The organism is Psychrobacter immobilis (assembly GCF_904846225.1).
GTDB classification, from domain to species: Bacteria; Pseudomonadota; Gammaproteobacteria; order Pseudomonadales; family Moraxellaceae; genus Psychrobacter; species Psychrobacter immobilis_F.
In genome coordinates this window covers 1-21,867 of the sequence record NZ_CAJGZJ010000027.1, presented here as the reverse complement: position 1 = coordinate 21,867, position 21,867 = coordinate 1, and the positions used below count along the sequence as shown (strand labels likewise).

The 21,867-nt window shown below is 41.2% G+C and carries 17 protein-coding genes; 7 read left to right on the top strand and 10 right to left on the bottom strand.

The features are described from left to right. The first annotated feature begins 22 nt into the window (after positions 1–22). A complete protein-coding gene (locus JMX48_RS12810; RefSeq protein ID WP_227688018.1) occupies positions 23–871 on the top strand; it encodes a hypothetical protein in 849 nt (282 codons plus the stop codon). 209 nt (positions 872–1,080) lie between these two features. Here JMX48_RS12810 and JMX48_RS12805 read toward each other — a convergent pair whose 3' ends face one another. Beyond that, positions 1,081–2,241, bottom strand: coding sequence for a MalY/PatB family protein (locus JMX48_RS12805; RefSeq protein ID WP_201538417.1), 1,161 nt, complete (start codon positions 2,239–2,241; stop codon positions 1,081–1,083). Positions 2,242–2,426: 185 nt separating this feature from the next. Between JMX48_RS12805 and JMX48_RS12800 the strand changes: the two genes are divergently transcribed. Beyond that, positions 2,427–2,921 carry a cupin domain-containing protein gene (locus JMX48_RS12800; RefSeq protein WP_201538415.1) on the top strand — a complete coding sequence of 165 codons (495 nt, stop codon included), beginning with the start codon at positions 2,427–2,429 and terminating at the stop codon, positions 2,919–2,921. A gap of 72 nt (positions 2,922–2,993) precedes the next feature. On the opposite strand, the gene JMX48_RS12795 is transcribed toward JMX48_RS12800, so the two are convergent. The 4 genes from JMX48_RS12795 to JMX48_RS12780 all read right to left on the bottom strand — a co-directional run bounded on the left by JMX48_RS12795 (position 2,994) and on the right by JMX48_RS12780 (position 8,249). Beyond that, positions 2,994–4,403, bottom strand: a complete 1,410-nt coding sequence (locus JMX48_RS12795; protein WP_201538413.1) for an McrC family protein — start codon at positions 4,401–4,403, stop codon at positions 2,994–2,996. After that, positions 4,384–6,540: an McrB family protein gene (locus JMX48_RS12790; protein WP_201538411.1), complete on the bottom strand. Its 2,157-nt coding sequence runs from the start codon at positions 6,538–6,540 to the stop codon at positions 4,384–4,386. The genes JMX48_RS12795 and JMX48_RS12790 overlap by 20 nt, the downstream gene beginning before the upstream one ends. A gap of 152 nt (positions 6,541–6,692) precedes the next feature. Beyond that, positions 6,693–7,298, bottom strand: coding sequence for a hypothetical protein (locus JMX48_RS12785; protein ID WP_201538409.1), 606 nt, complete (start codon positions 7,296–7,298; stop codon positions 6,693–6,695). A 147-nt stretch (positions 7,299–7,445) separates the two neighbouring features. Beyond that, positions 7,446–8,249, bottom strand: a complete 804-nt coding sequence (locus tag JMX48_RS12780; RefSeq protein WP_201538407.1) for a crotonase/enoyl-CoA hydratase family protein — start codon at positions 8,247–8,249, stop codon at positions 7,446–7,448. A gap of 285 nt (positions 8,250–8,534) precedes the next feature. Between JMX48_RS12780 and JMX48_RS12775 the strand changes: the two genes are divergently transcribed. The 3 genes from JMX48_RS12775 to JMX48_RS12765 all read left to right on the top strand — a co-directional run bounded on the left by JMX48_RS12775 (position 8,535) and on the right by JMX48_RS12765 (position 10,867). Next, positions 8,535–9,233, top strand: coding sequence for a LysE family translocator (locus JMX48_RS12775; protein WP_201538405.1), 699 nt, complete (start codon positions 8,535–8,537; stop codon positions 9,231–9,233). Positions 9,234–9,298: 65 nt separating this feature from the next. Further along, a complete protein-coding gene (rlmF, locus tag JMX48_RS12770) occupies positions 9,299–10,339 on the top strand; it encodes a 23S rRNA (adenine(1618)-N(6))-methyltransferase RlmF (RefSeq protein ID WP_201538403.1) in 1,041 nt (346 codons plus the stop codon). Between the two features lie 339 nt (positions 10,340–10,678). Beyond that, complete coding sequence (locus tag JMX48_RS12765; protein ID WP_201538401.1) at positions 10,679–10,867, top strand: YqaE/Pmp3 family membrane protein; 189 nt, start codon at positions 10,679–10,681, stop codon at positions 10,865–10,867. 342 nt (positions 10,868–11,209) lie between these two features. On the opposite strand, the gene JMX48_RS12760 is transcribed toward JMX48_RS12765, so the two are convergent. From JMX48_RS12760 to dnaA, 5 genes are all read right to left on the bottom strand, one after another. Further along, positions 11,210–12,655: a DUF6880 family protein gene (locus JMX48_RS12760; protein ID WP_201538399.1), complete on the bottom strand. Its 1,446-nt coding sequence runs from the start codon at positions 12,653–12,655 to the stop codon at positions 11,210–11,212. 470 nt (positions 12,656–13,125) lie between these two features. Beyond that, the gene (gene gyrB, locus JMX48_RS12755; protein WP_201538397.1) at positions 13,126–15,735 is read right to left on the bottom strand and encodes a DNA topoisomerase (ATP-hydrolyzing) subunit B; all 2,610 of its coding nucleotides are present in this window, start codon (positions 15,733–15,735) and stop codon (positions 13,126–13,128) included. A gap of 529 nt (positions 15,736–16,264) precedes the next feature. Further along, a complete protein-coding gene (gene recF / locus JMX48_RS12750; RefSeq protein ID WP_201538395.1) occupies positions 16,265–17,470 on the bottom strand; it encodes a DNA replication/repair protein RecF in 1,206 nt (401 codons plus the stop codon). Positions 17,471–17,633: 163 nt separating this feature from the next. Further along, complete coding sequence (dnaN, locus tag JMX48_RS12745; RefSeq protein ID WP_201538393.1) at positions 17,634–18,809, bottom strand: DNA polymerase III subunit beta; 1,176 nt, start codon at positions 18,807–18,809, stop codon at positions 17,634–17,636. A 304-nt stretch (positions 18,810–19,113) separates the two neighbouring features. Next, the gene (gene dnaA, locus JMX48_RS12740; protein WP_201538392.1) at positions 19,114–20,559 is read right to left on the bottom strand and encodes a chromosomal replication initiator protein DnaA; all 1,446 of its coding nucleotides are present in this window, start codon (positions 20,557–20,559) and stop codon (positions 19,114–19,116) included. Positions 20,560–21,160: 601 nt separating this feature from the next. On the opposite strand from dnaA, the gene rpmH reads away from it, so the two are divergent. Together rpmH and rnpA are read left to right on the top strand one after the other, a co-directional pair. Then, the gene (gene rpmH / locus JMX48_RS12735; RefSeq protein WP_007394757.1) at positions 21,161–21,295 is read left to right on the top strand and encodes a 50S ribosomal protein L34; all 135 of its coding nucleotides are present in this window, start codon (positions 21,161–21,163) and stop codon (positions 21,293–21,295) included. A 186-nt stretch (positions 21,296–21,481) separates the two neighbouring features. After that, entirely contained in the window at positions 21,482–21,853 is a 372-nt protein-coding gene (gene rnpA / locus JMX48_RS12730) for a ribonuclease P protein component (protein WP_201538390.1), read from the top strand. The last annotated feature ends 14 nt before the right edge of the window (positions 21,854–21,867 follow it).

Here is a 21,867-nt window from a genome sequence, read left to right as displayed (position 1 = left end):
CTTTAAAAAAGGATAAAGCATTATGAAAATGGAATTATCATCGGGCGCAGCACTGAAAATCACCACTCTAACGTTAGCTATTGCCGCCGCTTCTCTAAGCACCACCGCTGTGATGGCAGCTGAATGTCAACTTAATGATGCCAATACCACTACTATCTCAGGTGCGACCAGCAATGTCAAAATGGCTCTCGCCTGCGGCAATGCCGCAAAATCTAGCGGCACCAACGACACCGTTGCTATCGGTAATATGGCGAACGCTGGTATGAATTCAGCCACTGCTGTCGGTGGTCAAGCAAACGCCGCTGGTCTAGGTTCAACCTCCATCGGCTGGCAATCAAAAGCGACCGCTGAACGTGCGCAAGCATTTGGTCATTTGGCCGATGCCAGTGGCGTACGCGCGACCGCCGTGGGTGAAGCGGCAATGGCTGGCGGCACCAATGATACCGTCGCTGTCGGCAATAAAGCCAATGCTGGTATGAACTCTGCTACCGCCGTTGGTGGTGAAGCAAACGCCGCTGGTCTAGGTTCAACTTCTATCGGTTGGCAATCAAAAGCGACCGCTGAACGTGCCCAAGCTTTTGGTCATTTAGCCAACGCCAGTGGCATGCGCGCGACCGCAGTGGGTGAAGCGGCAATGGCACAGGGTGAATCTTCTATTGCGGTTGGTAATATTGCCGTTGCAGGCGGTTTGAACAGCATCGCTATCGGTAATGGTGCAAAGGCTGCTAGTAAAAATCAGGTCGTCTTGGGTAATGCGGGTCAAGTTCAATCTAGTACCGCATCTCAATCAGGCACCGTCAGAATCGTAACGATTGATGACAATGGCACGTTAGGTACGATGCTCGTTGACTATTATAAGTCAGCTAAGTAAGCCATTTATAGATATCGACTTCATCCATCTGTCTATAAAGACAAGGCGTAGTAGATATCATTAATTTTATTAAGCCAAATAAAAACCCTGCCATCGCAGGGTTTTTTGATATCTAACTATGACAAAAACTATGAGTAAAGAATTAATCAAGTCTCTAAGCGAGCACAGAAGCAGTTAACCAAAAAATTCCATTCTCCTTATAAAGGCTTTTATATAGTGCTAAAAGCTGTGTTAATACGATTCAACCCTTCTATTAGTACCGACTTAGGGCAAGCCACGTTCAGGCGCATTTTAAGATGCCCTTCTTCACCGTATTTAATCCCCGCATTCAGCTCAACTTTAGCCGCTCTCAAGATATCATAAAGCACTTGATCGTCTTGTCCATACGCTGAACAATCAAGCCAAATTAAATAGGACGCTTCTGGACGCATGACTTTAATTTTGGGTAGCTGCTCCGCTAAAAAATGGACGGTTAAATCAATATTGGCTTCGATATAAGCAAGCGCCTGCGTCAACCACGCATCGCCTTGCTCATACGCACTTTGCATCACAGTGTAAGCAAATAGATTCAGCTCGTACTCATCATTTAGCCCTTGCTGCTGGCTGATTTCTTTGATTAATACCTCATCTTTTGCAAATATCATCGAGCCTTTGATACCAGCGATGTTAAAGGTTTTAGTCATCGAGGTCAGGCTCACCACGTTGTGCTCATATCCTGTTGCTAGCGTTAATAAAGGCGTGAACGTGTGACCACTCAAGGTCAAATCTTGATGAATCTCATCACTGACAATCGCCACATTGTATTTTTTACACAAAGTAAGAACCGCCTCAAGCTCATCGCTCGTCCACACGCGCCCGCCCGGATTGTGCGGATTACACAATAAGTAAAGCGTCACGTCATGCTGGGCGATCTTGGCTTCGATATCAGCCAAATCCAAACGATATTTGCCCTCGACTTCTGTTAATGCCGAGGTCACAAGCTTGCGACCATTTTGCTCAACCTTAGTCATAAATGGTGCATAAATAGGATCATTGACCAGTACTGCCTCGCCTACTTTGGTAAACACATTCATCATCAGCGCCAAACTTGGCACAACACCCGGCGAAAACAAGATATTTTCTTTATCCAACAGCAAATCATAACGACTGCCATGCCAGCCAATAATCGCTTTATACAAATCTTCAGTGGGTTTGGTATAACCCAATATGCCATGCTGCGTGACTTGTTCAATCGCGTTTAAGATCGGCTGGGCGGCCTTAAAGTCCATATCTGCCACCCATAACGGAATCGTCTCATCGCTATAGTGCCACTTGACCGATCCTGTACCACGCCTATCGATGACCTCATCAAAGTTGTATTGCACCAGCATTCTCCTTCATTTAAAAAACAATGCCTTAGAGTACAACATGAATGGCATCATCACCAATCGCTTTATGGCGGTTATCTGTTGTTGTACAGATTCGCTACGGTATTAGCGAAATGACGTCTTCTTTGTCCTTCATAAAACCTGATAATATTGTTATAAAATTAAAATACAAATCATGGAGATAGAGGATGACCACAGCAGAGCAAAAGCCGCCTACCGATACGCACGCTTACGTCCTAACGAAGTCTGATATCGCCAATACCACCGAGGTCAAACACGTCCATCAATTTAATAAAAATGCCATTCGCCATACGGTCTCGTTAAGTGACATCGTCGGTCTGACGAAGGTTGGCTTGCACCTTGTGCGGATAGAATCAGGCGATGAGACGACGACGCATCACTATCATGAGGAGTCAGACGAGTTCATTTATATGCTGTCAGGTGAGTTGTCGCTTCGTTATGGCGATGAGCAGTATCAATTAACTGCTGGCGACTTTGTGGGTTTCGCTGCGCATGGCGCGCCGCATTCGATGCGTAATGATAGCGATGCTGATGCTACCTATCTGATGGGCGGTAGCCGACCACCGATTGATATTACACTTTATCCAGATATTGATCGAAAGATGTATAACATTCATGGCAAAAAAGAGTATGTGGATTTAGAAGATTTGGGTGAGGTGTAGATTTTTTGGTTAATAGCCTCTACTGCTAAAGCTGAAATGCACCTCAAAGCGACCATTAGAAGATTGCAGACTTTAGATAGTCACAAGTGGTTCATTATTATTTTGCTCAAAAGACAAGTTTTTAATAGCCGTAATCAGATTCGCTTCATTCTCAGCAATAGCATTTTTGAATTCTTGGTAACTTGCTGCCTGTTGCGGAATTGCTAGTTTGAATTTGTGAATACTACCACCGAAACCATTAAGCAAACCCATATTTAACGCTAAATTACTGTCTTCTGTAGGGGCAATATAGCCACCAATATCCGCTTGATATAAAAACAAATAAGAAAGAACTTGGTTTAGGTCGTCACGGTTAATGTGATTGCCTTTCATACGCTTATATTTGGCGTCCAAAATAATACGATTGTCTTTCACAAAGTCAGGATAACGCCGCACATTATTACCCAAAAACTTCTGCGCATAGACAGTGATGCCACCTTTTCGATTATTATTAGTGGGGTGTTTATAGCCGATGGGACACAATAACGTATTGAGATATTCCTCCCATAGCCACGCTCCATCGAACAAAATACCGTGAGCTTTGTCGTCGTTTTTGGCGTATTTAAGACCTTTATGACGCAGAATTTGTAGGCAGATTTTTTGCAGGCCACTGTATTCTGTAAAGTAGGGATGAACAAATGGCTTACGGTTGGTATGGATAATAGTATGCCTGTCTCGTGCATGATAAGACGGAGTGTGCTGGACAATCAAATTGACGAAAGCAAGGGTTTCGCTGTCGCTATGTAAGACGTCTCTTAGATTAGGTTTTTGTTTGATAAGCTCAATGGTATGGCGGATGAGCTGGGTTATCGGATTATCAAAGCTGTGCTCTCGCACACGATAGGCGACGCTACCTCGAAATGGTAAGTTTCGTTGCAGATGCTTTTTGATATCTATAGCACCTTTAAGATTGCTATCGTTATAAGCTTTCTTTTGATACTCCTTATACAAGCCTTGAGATAATGATTTTTTTAAAAAGTAAGGGAACAAGTACACCAAAAAATCAAACCCATTGGTTTGGTTGCGACTGTGTTTTAAATCAAACAGGTTAATGCATAAAACCTTTTGCAGCATATAGTGTAAGAAGTAATCTTCTTCACTGCCCTCACCTTGATCGATTTGGTCACCCTTATCAACAAAAGAAGCCTGAGCAAAACGGGATTGGATTTTCAACTGTGTACTTTGCACGCCAATGAAACCCATGATATTCCCTGTCTCTAAAACTGTCTTAGAGTTTTGAATACTTAACTCAAAAATAGGGTTGCTGGCGATATCATCTTTGTTATCTTTGAAACACTCAGGGAATATCAATAAATCAGGATGTGTTTGTATTAACTTGCCAATGCTTTGATTGGCGAGTAATGATAAATCAGCTACAGCTTTGTTAACGTTTGGCGCATTAGAGTCTAAAGCCAGCGAAGTGTTATCCGTCGTTACGAACATCATCAGACCTTGATTCTAGATTATAAGCGTCTTTTAAATCTTTGAGCTGTTGCTCAGCATCAGGATAACCACGCAGATATTCAAAAAGCAGCGACTGTAAATGATACATCCACAGTTTGTTAAAATCACCGTCATAGTTAGCGAGATTTAAGAAATAAGCTGGACCAACATGATAAGCGGTACTCAAACCTTGTATAGATCCAATAGCTTCGTTTAAGGCAATTAAGCGTTGTTTGGCTTCATCTGCCCAATCATCAATCTGACCTTCCCACATGGATAGTCGGTCTTCTGATTTGATTTCTTTCCATGCAAAACGGCGGCGCATAGCAAAATCAAAGGATTCCACACTGCGGTCAATGTCATTCATCGTACCGATGATATAGACGTTATCTGGGATGTAAAAACCCTCTTTAAACACATCTTCTTCGGTTTGTAAATTAGCATATTGGGTAGTGACTCTACCACTTTCCCCTCGATAACCAGGATCAATAGAAAAGAAAATCTCACCTAATACTTTGGAGATTTCAGCACGGTTAATCTCATCTAAGATAAGAATAAACTTCTTGTTTTTATCGCCTGTATTGGCCATTCTTATATCGTAATTTTCTTTGATATAATTGCAAACTGAGATTAAATAAGGCTTCCAACTGAGCGTGTTACCTGTTTCAAAATAAGTTTGTATTTTTTCCTTACTTAGCGTCATAGGTGTCTGCGCTTCGGTATCGGCTTTGGCGACTATATTACCATTTGGATTGACGTTAATTTTAAAAGGCTTACTATGTACTGGTGTTTGTAGTTCCAAAACCTCCTCAGCAACGTCATCAGTAAACTTCTGGTATACTTCATTAAAATTGCTAAGTTTTTGATTATTTTGATATTTAAGCGCTTCTTTACAGAATTTTTTGAAACTACCATCACGTAGCTCAAAACCTACTTCTCCGTCTTTGCTTTGAATAGGTCTTAATCCTTCAACAAAATCAGTATAGTCATACGACGGGTGAAACTGAATAAGTTTATATTCGGCACCCCACGCTTCAGCCAAAACTTTAGCTAAATAGGTTTTGCCAGTACCCGGTGCGCCTGTTAATATAATATTTTTATTAGCGAGTAACAACTCACTTATCTCTTGCATTAAGGGATCAGTAATCGGTTGCTGGACATGTTGTTCAGAAGGTTTTTCATTCATAGTTAAGTCATTGGCAAGCTTAAAAACTTTCTTGTAGGCGTCAAATAAGTCGCCTTTTAGGTCATTAATGATGCTGTAGTAATCTATTAAGGACAGCTTTTTCTCATTATCTAATTCTATGATTCGACCAAATAAGTAATGCTCATCCTCAATAGGGTTTTGAAAATCGGTATCATCCGTACTCCAAGCAAAATCTCTATCTGCAAGCTTTCCAATCTCGTCACTGTCTTGCAAAGCAATAAAAGCATTCATATAAGGCTTAATATATTCTATTGGTGTCTTATCGTCCTTGAATCTGACGTAAAGAGTATTAAAACCCAAACCATAACCAACTTTATTGTCTGATAAATAAATATGATATTGAACTTCTGTGCCTGCCCCTTCATTAATTGCCCACTCTCGATCTTCACTATCGTATTTAAACAATAATTTTGAGTTAGTAATTTTTTGATTACCTACCAACTCTTTTCTCGCTATGAGAAAGTTTGTTTTGAAATCACCAACATCTCTATTTATAAGACTGACTAAGTGGCCGATACCATCGATTATTATTGCGCTAGCATCGATATACTCTAGTTCTTGTATCGCTTCAACCAACTCATCGCGTAGTTTCCACTCAAATAAGTTACCAGCCACCTTATTGCCAAGCATTGTAACTAGCCAATAAGTTTTATCGCCCTTTTCGGTAATTATTTCAAACCTATTCAACCGCTCTTGAACAGCTCTACTAAACCCAGTGATAAACCCGCTGAGTGAAGAAGGAGATGTATGGTACTTATTAGACAAAAATTTACAGGTTGCTTTATGCTCTGGCTCTAAGAAGAAAATACTCAGCGCATATTTATAATTATTAGTCATGAAATTATCATCAGATAATATCTTTAACCATTCATCCTTAGTTACTTGCCCCTCAGAATTATAATCATCATTTTTAATAACTATCCGCTGCATATTTCATTCCTATAAACAAATTGTTTTTCTAACATACTTTGTAAAACTAACGCCCCTTAAAATCAGGCGCATGTTTCTCAACTATCGCCATCACATCTTGTTTCGCATCTTATGAACAAAGCCTCTCGCCCAATCGACTATCAACGACAATACTACTTAATACTCTTTGCATTCATCTGATCGACAATTTCTTCTAAGTTATAATAATTGGATAAGACTTTTACCTTATTTACTTTCCTTAATTTGATTGCTAACTCAATGCTATCAAAGCGATTGTCATCAAACACCGCGTTATATATCTGCTGCAATATCCTCTTTTGGACAGCGAGGAACTCATCCTTATAAGGCATAGCTCTTAACTTATGAATCGAAAAGAACAGCAATGCTAATGGCACTAGCATGACATACTTATCCACACCGTCCTGTAGTGGCAGCAACGGGATGCAAACCATCAGCACGACAGGCATCACCCAAAGGCCAAAGTTCCATTTTCTTTCATAAAAACCGATTTTTTTTCTGACGGCAATATAATCGTTCAGCCTTGCAAAGTGCTTCTTTTTGGCGATATTGATATAAAAATAATCTTCTCGTATGCCATATTTAAAGACTTGCCGTAAGCCAACATATTTCAGTCTATCAATATTAAAGCGCTCTTCCATAAAATCAAAAGGCAGCCAGCGCAGTAGTTTTTCACTCAATACATCGGACATGCCCCCTTCTTTATTGATAGACTTTAAAGACATAACCACTGATAACACAAGCATCACAGCCATAAATAGCAAAAATAATAGTAAATAAACATGATCAGTCATAAGTGGTTATTAGCTCTTTTGGCTTTTTTAATATAGTAATAAAGTCGTTCCATCTTAGAATCTTAGCTTTGTATATCAAAAGCGATGATCGCGCTACTTCCCCTTAAACTCAGCTGCGCGTCTCTCTACCATCGCCATCGCACCCTCGCGGGCATCTTCTGAATAAAACAAATCTGGTAGATAGCTATGAATATTGGCCAATGCCGCGCCAGTGCCACTACGGCTCACATCTTGTGCGGACGATAACAGACCTTGCACACCAAGCGGTGCTGCTTGGCAAATCTCTTTGGCAATCGTAAGCGCGCGCTCGTATTCGGTGCCATTTTCGACGACTTCACTGACCAGATTAAGCCGATCTGCCGTTTGCGCGTCAAATGCTTTGCCTGTGAGTAGATACGGCATGGCTTTTTGCCAGCCAGCCGCCGCGACAAACCGTACCGTCGCCCCGCCAAACGGCATGATACCGCGCAACACCTCCATTTGTGCAAAGTTGCAGTTATCACTGGCGATGACCACGTCACTATTGAGCATCAGCTCAATCCCCGCGGTAAAGCATGTGCCTTGTACGGCGACGACGATGGGTTTGCTACGTAATTTACCACTAATGCCCCACGGATCGATTTGATCATAATCGAACTCAAACGCGCCTTTATCCCATTTGTCTTGTAGCTCCATTAGATCAAGACCCGCGGTGAAATGCTCACCATGAGCGAATATCAGGGCGCAGCGCAGATGGTCATCATTGTCATAATGAGTGAGCGCATCGGACAATTGGTCAATCATATGGCTGTCAAACGCATTGCGCTTGTCCGCACGATTTAAGCCGATGAGGCAGATATGCCCTTGAGTCTCATAAGTGATGCGATTGTCTGTACGTTGATTGCTTTCTTTAGTCATGACTTGATCCTTGTCGAAACCAGTGTTGTTATAGAAGGGTGATAGAGTCAGCTGTTACAAACATAGTTTTAATAACGTACTTTAATATAGACACCCTCGCTATAGAACACAAGCAGTAACGCATCGATGTGCTAGGCTTATCATTAATAAACGCGCCTTTCATTATCAGTTGACCTTATCGAGTATAAGTGTAACTATTATTGAGTTTTATGGCGTCGCTTCATTCATTACTCATCTCTTGGCACAACCATTACTCATCTCTTGGCACAACGGAATCACGGTCTTATGGAATTTTGGCATGGATTTTTGCTTATCACAGGCGTTCACTTGCTGGCAGCCGCTTCACCTGGCCCTGATTTTGTCTTGGTATCGCAGCAAACCTTGTCAAAAGGTCGTCGCACTGGTTTGATTTGTAGTCTTGGTATTACCTTTGGTTTGGGCATACACATTATCTATTCAGTGCTGGGACTGGCGACCGTCATCGCTCATTCACAGCCGCTATTGACCGCTATTAAATGGCTGGGTGGTGGTTATCTGATGTATCTAGGGTGGCAAGGTATTCAAGCCAAACCCAAAAAGCCATCAGATTTAGCCAATACAAAAAATATAGCCGTTGACGTGACACCAGCAGAGAAAGTAGAAACCCTTCCTACCAAAAAACCATCTAGCCATACAAAAAGTACTGACTCAACGATTGGCATTCTGCGCCGTGGCTTTTTTTGTAATGTCTTTAACCCAAAAGCGCCCGTGTATTTCGTGGCGATATTTACGCTGGTGCTGTCACCCGATATACCGCTTTGGCAGTTGGCGATTTATGGCGTGTGGATGATGGTATTGCAAATGGCGTGGTTCAGCACAGTGGTAATGTTGCTCTCTATTCCTGCGATTCATAAAAGATTTCAGCGTTTTGAGCATTGGATAGACCGCGTATTGGGGGCAGCGATGATCGTGCTGGGGTTAAATCTTATTTTACGTAGTCGATAAGCCATTAGTGGCTCGTGAAATCTGCTAAACTGATTGATTATATTCAAACATCAAAGCCCGATACTATGACCAGTAAGCCTATGAACCGTCGCCCGACCACCAATAATCACAGAAATAGATCGCCCGAGACTGCTAAGAAACTCGGTCAGCTGCATCCGCGCAATCCGCACCAAGGTCGCTATGACTTTGCCGTATTGACTCGCGCTTTGCCTGAGCTTGCCGATCATACCATTACCAATCCCAATGGCGAGCCGACGATTAATTTCTCTGATCATCAAGCGGTACGTGTACTCAATAAAGCCCTATTGGCTAACTATTATGGCGTCAAGTTTTGGGACATTCCTGAAGGTTACTTGTGTCCGCCTATTCCGGGTCGTGCAGATTATATTCACTATGTTGCCGATCTGCTTGCACAAACCACCCACGTCAATGACGACAATACGCCGCCCATGGGCAAAGAAATCCATGCGCTCGATATTGGAACGGGTGCCAGTGCCATTTATCCCATTATTGGCAGCCAAAGCTACGGCTGGCGCTTTACGGCGAGTGATATCGATCCCGTTTCTGTCAATACCGCCGCCCTTATTTGCGACGCCAATCCAAAGCTAAAAAGCGCGGTGAAAGTAAAACTACAACCTGAGCCAAAAGTCATCTTCAAAAACATCATTGGTCGTCAAGATTATTTTGATGTGGTGGTTTGCAACCCGCCTTTTCATGCCTCACTCGAAGAAGCGATGGAAGCAAATAGTCGTAAGCAGCATAACTTGCAACGACATCGCGGCAAAAATGAGAGCGAACAAATAAGTCGCAGCTCAACGAAGTCAGGCAACGCCGCACAAAACCTAAACTTTGGCGGTCAGCACAAAGAGTTATGGAGTGAAGGTGGCGAGATTACCTTTTTAACCAAGATGGCAAAAGAGAGTCAAAGCTTTGCCGAGCACGTTGGCTGGTTCACGACCTTAGTATCAAAATCTGAAAACGTAAAACCTTTGCAGCTTTTATTAAAGCAGCTAGATGTGGCGCAAATGCGCATCATTGAGATGAGTCAAGGTCAAAAGAATACGCGTATTCTAGCGTGGCGCTTTCATACTGATGATGAAGCATAAACGGCAATAGCAATAGCATTGAATAAAGTTTCACGTGAAACAAAACTATGTTGCTAATCGAGTTGTTAAAACCTATTTATTCAACTCCCTTAAAAACCATTTGATCGTCAATAGCTGAATGCGTAGCTAGGGCGTGTCGTCAATCTGAAAATGGTGATAAAAATGAGATAAATGGCAGCCAAACAAGGAAAATAGTGCAGATAATATCGAGATATTGACTAGCTATTTGATGCAGTTTGGCAAGATTTAGCTATTTTTAGCCCATTTAGTCGCTTTTGTTCAGATTGAGGACACGCCCTAGTAAAATCAATTGAATGATAATATTATAGGACTATTATAATGCGTTTAATCATCGCCATATTATTTCCATTTTTCCTATTTTTTACTATCGGCCGCCCTATTGCTGGTATTATTTGCTTGATATTACAAATCACTATCATCGGTTGGTTGCCAGCAGCGATTTGGGCCGTTTATGCCTTGAGTCAATATAAGACAGATCAAAAAATCAGAGCGTCACAGATCAACTAAGCTTGCTCTGAAATGATAGAACTTTCATCGTTCTAATGGTCATAAATATAATTATGCTAAGTTCCACGTGAAACAAAAACACCGCTTTGATAGTCAAAGCGGTGTTTTTTATTGAATTATAAAGGCGTATTTTCATCAGTTTTAGTCAATTAGAATTAGGGCGTGTCATCATTTAGATTGTGAGGCTTAAAATGAGATAAATGGTAGTCAAACAAGGAAAATAACGCAGATAATATCGAGATATTAACCCGTTATTTGACGACGTTTGACAAAATTTATCTTAGGAGCACTGCATTTATTTTACTGTATTGATTTTATAGTGGCTCGACTATACATATTACTTTAATCATTTACTCGTTCCCAAAAACTGTATTTTTTGCCGTGTTTGTCATTGAGCGCGCTTATATAATCCTTATTTGAGGCAAGGCTACTATAACTATTAGCAATAAACTCAAGCCTGCTATCCAGTTGGATTAGTTTTTTATAATAACGCGCAGCATGACCATAAGCTTTGCTGCGAGCATTATCTAAGATATCATCAATCAAGCTACGGTAAATAATGACTTGGATAAGTGACGTATCCTCTGGCAGCTCTTTTAACAGTTGAGTCAATCTTTCATAGTAGACATCTGCAAACTCACGATGACGCGTAACCGCTATTTGGCTGGCAAGCGCGGTGTCCCCTATCTCCAATAACAAGGCTACTGCCATCATAATATCTGTTTGCTGATTCGCTAAATCGTAGGCTTTTTTACGCCATTGTGATTGCTGAGCTGGGCTCGCGATAGTCATGATCGCTTTTAGACGCTTAGGGGTTGAAGACAACTCAAATGCTTCGCCAAGGGTTTGCAATTGCAACTCAGTATTACCTTGCAATTGGTAAATCTCGTTTAGCCAGTCTAAGCGCTTGACTTGCTCTTGCAGGTTATGGCTCTGCCATTCATTATTTAGATAATACTGTGCTCGCGAGTAGGCTTTATTATCGATGAGGAACTGCAATAGTCGGGTGAATTGCTGTTTGGGATAGACAGTCAGATAGAGCGTTTCAAATAAATCCACATCGCCTAGTGCGCTAGCAAGTCCTATCAAAGTGGTTTCTGTTTTCAGCTTTTCTTGATGATTCGCTCTCTCATTATCGTATGACGTCTTCGCTTTATCGATGGCATTTTTCGAAAACAAACGCTGATAATAATCTTGATAATCCCCTATCAGTCCGCGAATCTCTGATTCTGATAACAACAGTTTAATTCCTAATGTCAGCACCTCTTTAACCTCATAGTCGTTCTCATCGATTATGATTTTGACTCTTGATTGCCAAGCCTGACTCAAGATGTCTTGTTCATCGACTGGCACACTATCCCTATCTTGTTCATAACAATGCTTAGCCACTATCAACCAAAATTGTGCCAGATGCTTATATATTTTTTCTACTTCGCTACTATCCTCACAACGCTCGATACTGCTGTTGCTTGTACTCAAGAATAATTCTAGCAAATTGAGGCAAGTTTCTGGCTGTTCAGGATAAAGACTCATAATGTCATCAACTAAGTACTGTAGCTCTGTGACGAATTCATTAAGTTTCCAGTATTCGATGAACTTATGGCGACGTCTAAGCCCTTTTAGATTTGAGGTTAATTTTTTTATGAGCTTAGGTTTGTCCGATTGTAATAACAGACGCTCAATCTTTTTATCCAGCAGCTTATCAACGCCTTGAACTTCAGCAACGAAGTTAATCAGCGTCGCTTTGGGTAATTTTGATAAGTATTGTTTTTGTTCTGCAGTTAGCATGATAGAACTCCTACTAGGGCGTGTCATCATTTAGATTGTGAGGCTTAAAATGAGATAAATTGCCGTCAAACAAGGAAAATAACGCAGATAATATCGAGATATTGACTAGCTATTTGACGATGTTTGGCAAAATTTAGCCATTTGAAGACCACTAAATGATTAAGTGTGCTAATTGATGACATGCCCTAGTCACTCGTTTTGATAACGTTTTATTATATAGTTAGTGAAAAGTAATATCGATACATCACGCACTGCTACTATCAATTTTTTTGCTTGCTGTGCCTGCGTATACAGAGGCGACAAAATCCTCATTACAAAAACATGCATAGCGATAGCAGCAGTACCGTAGCGTTTTTAGAGCGTTTTGAATATAGTGTTTCATGTGAAACAAAAAAGCCACCTTGCGAACAAGGTGACTTTTTATTAAAACCAGATTTCTTTAATCTAAATGCCTAAATTGGCTGTCAAACTTAGATATCTAAATTAGAGACCGTCAGCGCATTTTCTTCGATAAAGATACGGCGCGGCTCGACATGATCGCCCATCAAACAGGTAAACATGTGATCGGCAGCGATGGCATCTTCGATCGTGACACGCAGCATGCGACGGTTTTCAGGATCCATCGTTGTATCCCAAAGCTGATCAGCGTTCATCTCTCCCAGCCCTTTATAACGCTGAATGGCCAGACCGCGACGGGCATCCAGCATCATTTGCTGCCATAGATAATCAAAGTCGCGTATTGGAATATCTTTGGTCGTGCCCGCACTTGCCTCACGGCGGATAAAGGCATCATCTGCCAATAACGTATTCCACTCGCTTGATAAACGAAGCAACTTGCTATACTCGCCTGAATTAATAAAACTAGAATCCAGTAGATAATGATGGGCCAACTGATGCACATAGATAGTAACGCGTGGCAACCACTGTGCTTTAGTAGATAGCGCTTCACTATCAGCAGACTCTTGCGCTGTTACTTGTGGTTTCATACCCAATAAATCGGCAGCAGCAGCGTCCATATTTTTTGGTTGAGGCGCATGAATATTAATCAATTCAATCTCAGGGCTAAGATCACGACCAAAGTGATCAAGCTGGGTTTGCATAGCCTCTTTCCATGCTTGCATGGCAGACTCATCATAAGTCATGTCCGTACTAAGCTTTGGCGTATGGGTTAGCGCATCCAAAATCACAGCTGGGAAACGAATCTGCAAACGTGCTTTAATCAGCTGCGTTTGATTATAATCATTCAATAGGGTCTCTAATGCTTGGCCCGTGATAGCAGGCGCATCAGCACTGATATGTAGCTTGGTACTATCAATGGTTGACGACAATAAATACGCTTTAAGCGCTTCATCATCTTTCAGATACAGCTCTTGACGTCCTTTTTTGACTTTATACAGCGGTGGCTGAGCGATATAAACATAACCACGCTCGATCAGCTCAGGCGTTTGACGGAAAAAGAAGGTCAATAGCAAGGTGCGAATGTGTGATCCATCAACGTCGGCATCGGTCATAATAATGATTTTATGATAGCGTATTTTATCAGGATTATATTCATCAGGACCAATACCGCAACCAAGTGCAGTAATCAAATTACCAACTTCAGCAGACGACAGCATCTTGTCAAAACGGGCGCGCTCGACGTTCAGAATCTTACCTTTTAGAGGCAAAATAGCCTGCGTTTTACGGCTACGACCTTGTTTCGCTGATCCACCTGCCGAGTCACCCTCCACGATGTATAGCTCTGATAATGCGGGGTCTTTTTCTTGGCAATCCGCCAATTTACCCGGCAAACCTGCGATATCCAACGTCGTTTTACGGCGAGTCATTTCACGTGCTTTACGAGCGGCATCACGGGCGCGTGCTGCATCGATGATCTTATTCGCAATCGCTTTACCCGCACTTGGGTTCTCTAACAGATAGTCGTTAAACTTATCGTGCATGGCTGACTCAACTGCCGATTTTACTTCGCTTGAGACCAGCTTATCTTTGGTCTGGCTTGAGAATTTTGGATCAGGCACTTTGACTGAAACGATGGCCGTCAATCCTTCACGAGCATCATCACCCGTCGCGACAACCTTCTCTTTTTTAAATAAGTTCTCGCGATCCATATAACTGTTCAAGCAACGCGTCAGTGCTGAGCGAAAACCTGATAAATGCGTACCACCATCGCGCTGTGGAATATTGTTAGTAAAGCATAATACCTTTTCGTTATAGGTATCTGTCCACTGTAGCGCCACTTCAACACTGATACCATCGTCTTGATTGCTGATAAAATGAAATACTTCATTGACGCCATCTTTACCCGCATTGATGTAGCTGACAAACTCTGACAAGCCGCCTTTGTGCTCAAACTCGTGACGCTTATCGATACGCTCATCCGTTAAAACAATACGCACACCAGAGTTAAGAAACGACAGCTCACGCAGACGTTTGGCTAAAATGTCGTACTCAAAGATAGTGCCAGTAAAGACATCAGCACTGGGATAAAAACGGATTTGTGTGCCTGTTCTATCCGTCGGCTCCATCTGCTGAATATCAGCATCAGGTACACCATCAGTATAGGTTTGATGATAGTGATAACCTTCACGCCAAATATTCATTTCAAGCTTTTTGGACAAAGCATTGACAACCGATATACCTACACCATGTAAGCCGCCTGACACTTTATAGCTATTGTCATCGAACTTACCGCCGGCATGCAAAACGGTCATAATAACCTGCGCTGCAGACACCCCTTCTTCTGGATGGATATCGACAGGCACGCCGCGACCATTGTCCATGACGCTAACCGATTCGTTTTCATGGATGATGATATCAATTTGATCACAATGACCAGCAAGCGCCTCATCAATAGAATTATCCACCACCTCAAAGACCATATGATGTAGACCAGTACCATCGTCCGTATCACCAATGTACATACCAGGGCGCACGCGTACGGCTTCTAATCCGCGCAGTACACGAATATCTTTGGAGCTATAATCAGAAGGTGAACTTGCAGTCACCACAGCGGGTACAGTCGTTTCAACCACACTGTCTGCTGTCAATTGTTCATGGTCTGTCGGTAATGAATCACTCATGTGCATTCCTTAATCTAGCCATAATCAGCCGTTTGTTATTGGCGCACCGATACGATAGCGCCTCATAACGTTATTTTAGACGTAACGTTTATAGTCAAAAATTTTGATACGAATTATTGGTTAAAACACGATTGACCAATAATTCGTGTGAGATTATATAGAATCAAAAGACCTACAGTCAGCCTCTTACCTATCCTCTATTGGCTTCTTTTTCTTAAAAATTATTGAAGCCTAAAAAGAGTAAATAAAAACCATATTTATCAATCACTTAAAATTTGTGAATAATAAAAAATATCTACATAACGCCATCAAACAACTTGCTGAGAACAGGACAAAAATAAAGCCTTATTTTAGCATTTTTTTGTCTCTAAGTCACTGTTTACTGGCAGTTTTATGGCTACTAAACGCACCGCTTAAGACAGTAAATAATATAAAGAAATAATGCATTAAATAGAGATGACGGAGTATATATATGAAGGGCAAAAGAGGTAAAAAATAGACGGGCTCAAAGATATAAAAGAGGACTGCTTTAAAGTGAGAGTACTTGACCTTGTTTCACATGAAACATCTTAGGATCTAACCATAAACCTTGAACCAAAGGAACAATATCTTCGGTCAAGCTGGTCATAAACACCTGACACGGCAGCTGTGATAACGTTGATAATAAAATCTTTATCGCTCGATCATCTAACTCGGCAGTAATATCATCTAGCAATACCACGGGCGTCACTCGATATTTAAAGTCGTTATTGGCAACCTCACTACCTTTTTCGTTATGAAGCAACAACGGCAATTGTGATAAACGTAATGCGGTAATTAATAGCTTCTTTTCACCGCGAGACAGTACGTTGGCTGCCTGCTCTTTCAGAATGGCCAATGTGACATTCACATTGGTTTCTAGAGCGTTATTTGCATACTCGCTATTGGTTTGTGCTGAATTGCTAGATCGCCAATGGACATGAATATCAGCACGGTGATTACCAATGCGGGTATAACCCAGTTGTAGATCCTGCTCCAACCGCTCGTTTAGCTGCACATCAAGCGCAATACTGGTGTCATAGCCAGCGTTATAACTCAAGCTCAACTGTTCAGCATAAGCTGGCAGCAGTTGAGCAATACTGTCCGCAAAATAAGGCTGCCATTCTGCAAATATATGCTCACGATAATGATGGATAAGTGCGGCATGATTGCTAAGCCCTTTGTCCCATGACTTTAACTCAGCCAGCTGCACTTGAGTCAAATGTCGCGTCTTTTTTAGCAAACTATTGCGCTGTTTTAGCAGACGTTGATAGGCCACCCATTGGGGATGAAACCCTTGTTTCATGTGAAACACTAACCAATCTAATAGTTGTCGACGACTGGCACTACCTTGCTCCAACATATCCATGGTCGATGGATCTATCAGTAATGTTGGTAACTGCTCAGTTAAGATACTTTGATTGTAGACAGTCGTTTGATTGAGACGTAGAACCGTCGTCGCATCAGCTTGCTTTTGAATAGCCAAGGTACTGCTATCATTGATCTTGGCATAAACCGTGGCAGCATTTTGATGGTGTTGAATATAGCGTTTTGGCTGATGATGACGGAAGCTTTTGCCTCTTGATAACAAAAATATGGCTTCAAGTAATGAGGTTTTTCCACTGCCATTTGCGCCAATAATGACGTTGCAAGCAGCGGAATGTAGATTGACTTGGGTCAGATTGCGAAGATGAGAGATTTGTAGACGTTCAATCATAATATCGACAGCCGCCTATTAAAATAGCCACTAAAATAGTAGGCAAAAGTTTGATTTATAGCATGGATCGGATAACCTTGGGTGCTGGACTTTAATCGTAAAAATGGCTCTACAGCCCTGCTCCCAATCCTTCAAAAAAACGCAATATATTATCCAAAAAACACTATATACGCATTGGCATGATGACATACTGATGGAACTCATCATTTAGCTGATTGACCAATACCGAGGCATTTGATTGACTCATATGCATCTGTAAATCGCCTTGAATGACACCCAATACATCTTGTAAATAAGCGGCATTAAAAGACAACTCCATCGGCTCGCCCTGATACTTGGCTTGTATCATCTCAACTGCTTCATCTTGCTCAGCATTATTGGCACGCACTTCTACCATGCCATCGCTGGCAAAGTTGAACACCACACCACGAGATTTTTCATTGCTCAAAATGGCGACGCGGCGCAGCACATCTGTCATTTTTTCTTGGTTGAATAAAGCGAGCTTGTCGGTATTGCTGGGCATTACACGGCGATAGTCAGGAAACTTGCCATCGATCAAACGGGCGGTGAAAGTAACCATCAAGTTTTGATTCATTTGCCCCGCACTATCCACTTCACCAAAGGGCAAGCTCACTTGCAAAAACTCACGACCAAAGCTTAATATGACTTGATTGTCTTGGTCGCCCAGCATTTTTCCTAACTCAGTAGCCAAGCGCTCAAGCTCAATCACTGCCTTACGTGGCAGAATAGACTGCATATTCAGATCAGCGCTCACATCAATGACACTGCGCGCCAAGGCCAATCGATGCCCATCGGTAGCCACTGTCGTCAATTGCTGCTGTGAGACGTCAAATAACATACCCGTTAGATAATAACGGACGTCTTGAATGGCCATCGCAAACTGAGTTTTATGAATCAAATCGATAAGACGACTACGACTGATGGTCAACGGCGTGATGTTTTCAGGATTGCCCAAGCTTGGATAATCTTCGCTAGGCAAAGTTCCTAAGGTAAAACGACTCTTGCCGCTGGTCAACAAGCAGCGTTCGTTTTCTTGAGTAGCAAGATTGACTTGCGCTTGTGCAGGCAGTGATTTACAAATATCTCTCAACTTTGTTGCAGGTAACGTGGTCGTACCTGCTTCAACACAAGCACCGGCAGGCAGTTTCAATGTCGACGTTAGCTCTACCTCTAAATCAGAAGCGGTCAAAATAAGCGCTGAATCAGACAGCTGTAGCTTGATATTGCCCAAAATAACCATGTTGTGGCGCTTATCAGCTGCCTTGGCAATCAAATTAATGGCTTTTAGTAACGACTCTCGATTAATCGATAATTGCATGCTTAGTTACTCTTATTTGAATGATTTTTTTTGTATGAATGTGGCATATGGGCTCAATAATACCCTGTCTGCTGCCTATAATCTATGAAGTATAGTCGATCCACTGTAAAACAAACATTGTGCTACTGGGATAAGTTTTTTGCCGCCTCTCTCTGAGTAAGCACAGCAAGCAAAGAAAATTTATACCAGTAGCGCGTGATAATATTTGACCTTATTTTATTTAGAACTGCTGCTATCTGTGTGCTCATATTTTCAGTATTATAAACCATATTACTCTACTAAAACATAGAGATACCACGACCCGCTAACCAGCTTGCAGCATAAGTCCTAGTGTTTTGTAATCCTTATCAAACGCTGGATCTGCGGCTCGCAATTCATTGACCTTATCACAAGCATGCATCACCGTCGTGTGATCGCGTCCACCAAACGATTGACCAATCTCAGGAAAGCTATCGCCTGTCAGTTCTCGTGACAATGCCATGGCTATTTGACGTGGCCTAGCGATACTGCGCGTGCGTTTGCGTCCCATAATATCTTTGACGGTCACGTCATAGTATTCTGCGACGACCTTACGAATATTATCCATATTAACGGCTTGGACGCGCATCGCAACGATATCTTTTAGCGCATATTGCACCATCTCAAGGGTGATCTGAGCCCCTGTCAAGTTGGCATTAGCAAATACTTGATTGAGTGCGCCTTCTAAACGTCTGACATTAGACACCACATTTTGTGCAATGAATAGAGCGCACTCTTTAGGTAGAGTCATGCCATATGAAGCCGCCTTTTTTTGTAAAATTTGTACTCGAGTATCAATCTCAGGAGGATCGACGGCGACGGTTAATCCCCAAGAAAAACGTGATCTGAATCGTTCATCAAACTCAGTCATTTGTGACGGATGACGATCAGAGGCCAGTATCAACTGTTTATCACCGCTCGTAAAATCTGCAAACAAGGTTAAAAACTCATTACTACTTTTGGTCTTTCCTGCCAATACATGAATATCATCTACAATTAATAAATCTACTTTTTTAATTTTCTTTTTAAAATCTTCTATTTTATTATTTCTTAATGAATAAACTAATTGATTAATAAATTTTTCAGAAGTGAAATAATAAAAACTTTGATTATTTTTTAAATAGCGATGTGCTACAGAATGCATTAAATGCGTTTTTCCCAAACCAGAAGGGCCGTATATAAATAGAGGATTGTGACGATTTTTCGATTGGCGCTTACCAAGCTCATAACAAGCTTTGTAGGCCAGATTATTGGACTTACCAGTGACAAATGTCTCAAAGGTAAAATCAGGATTTAGATAACTTAGCGATTTCACATCGGCAGAATCAATTGATTCTGTGTGACGCATATTAGCATCGATATCTGCTTTTGCATTGTTATGATGAATGCTTTCAAATCTATGATCTGCAGGGGTAGGGGAGGGCTTATCCTCCACAAACAAAGACCCTGATTGCAACTGATTGGTATCATTCGTATTACGATCAGCATTATCAACACGTACCACAACCTCCTCGATACTGCCTTGGCTATGCTTAGCAACCAGCTGCTGGATATCCTGCAGATGGTTTTTTTTGATATAAGTTACAAAGTAGTCATTAGGGGCAAGTATGATAAGCGTTTGCGCTTCTTGATGCGCTGACAAGGGCCTCAACCACATGGTAAATACGTTGTCTTTAACGTTATATCGTAAATCGTTTAGACATTTATCCCAAATATTTGCTGTGTCTATCATGAAAAATATTAACCCTATAATCTGAAATAATAGATGTGTCTTAACGCTATAAGCGGTTGATTAATACTTATCGCCATCCATAATTATTAAACCAAAAACCATCTTGGCGAACTATACAAAATCATCTGCCGAGCAGGGTGATAATCTAACACAATAGCCCTGTGGATAACACCTTGTTTTTTGTGGATAAGGCTGTGGATAGTTTTGGGGATAAGTCCAGAACTTGAGTTATCCATATTTCACCCACAGGTTATCCACAGGCTTACCCATAGTCTAGTATTTTGATAATTAAAGGAAAAATCGACTTAACCACAGAAAATACAGCTCCCAATAACAACAATATCTATATATATTAATCAATTAATTATTATAGAGTTCGAGACAAACTGTGGATAACTTCCAAAAATGAGTGTAAATTAACTATGATTTCTAATAACTAAATATTAGATTTACAGACACTACTTAATTCAAAAAGAGTCTTTCTCTACAGCAGAATACTCAGTAATAAAGACAAACTAAATTAGTTTATTGACCAAAACCATATAGAATGATATAATCCTCCGTTATTACGAATTTAGTCCATTATTTTGATAGGTGAGTTATGAAACGTACATTCCAACCAAGCGTGATCAAGCGTAAACGTACTCACGGTTTCCGTGCTCGTATGGCAACTAAAAAAGGCCGTCAGGTCTTGGCTCGTCGCCGCGCTAAAGGACGTCATCGTCTTACTGTATAATCAGTAAACAGCGGTAAGCATTGCTAGTAATGTTTATTGCTTTTCTGTTATTTATAGATTGCGATAGTCAATCATTACAACTGACACGTAGCCATATATTAAAAGCGCCCACATAGGCGCTTTTTTTGTCTCTATATTTTACTATTATTTCTAATCTCGTCATTTGCTCTTATACTAGGTTGTAATATGCCCAATACTGTCTCAGCTACACCTACTGCTCGCTTTACTAAAGAACAGCGCTTACTGACACCAGCAGCGTTCCGTGAGGTGTTTGATGCACCTGAGCGCAAGCTTCATCAAGGTCACCTGATGGCTTTTGTACGTGCTAATACTCAGGACGAACCGCGAGTCGGTATGGCTATTACAAAACGTAAAGTACCCACTGCTGTCGCTCGAAATCTCATCAAACGTCAAATACGTGAGCAGTTTCGTACACAAGCTTTTAAATTAGAAAACAAAGATATTGTTTTTATTGTCAAAAAATCTATAAAAGATATAAATAATAAAGAATTAATAAATCAGATAAATAATATTTTTAAAAAAATAGAAAAAAAATAATATGAATTTTATAT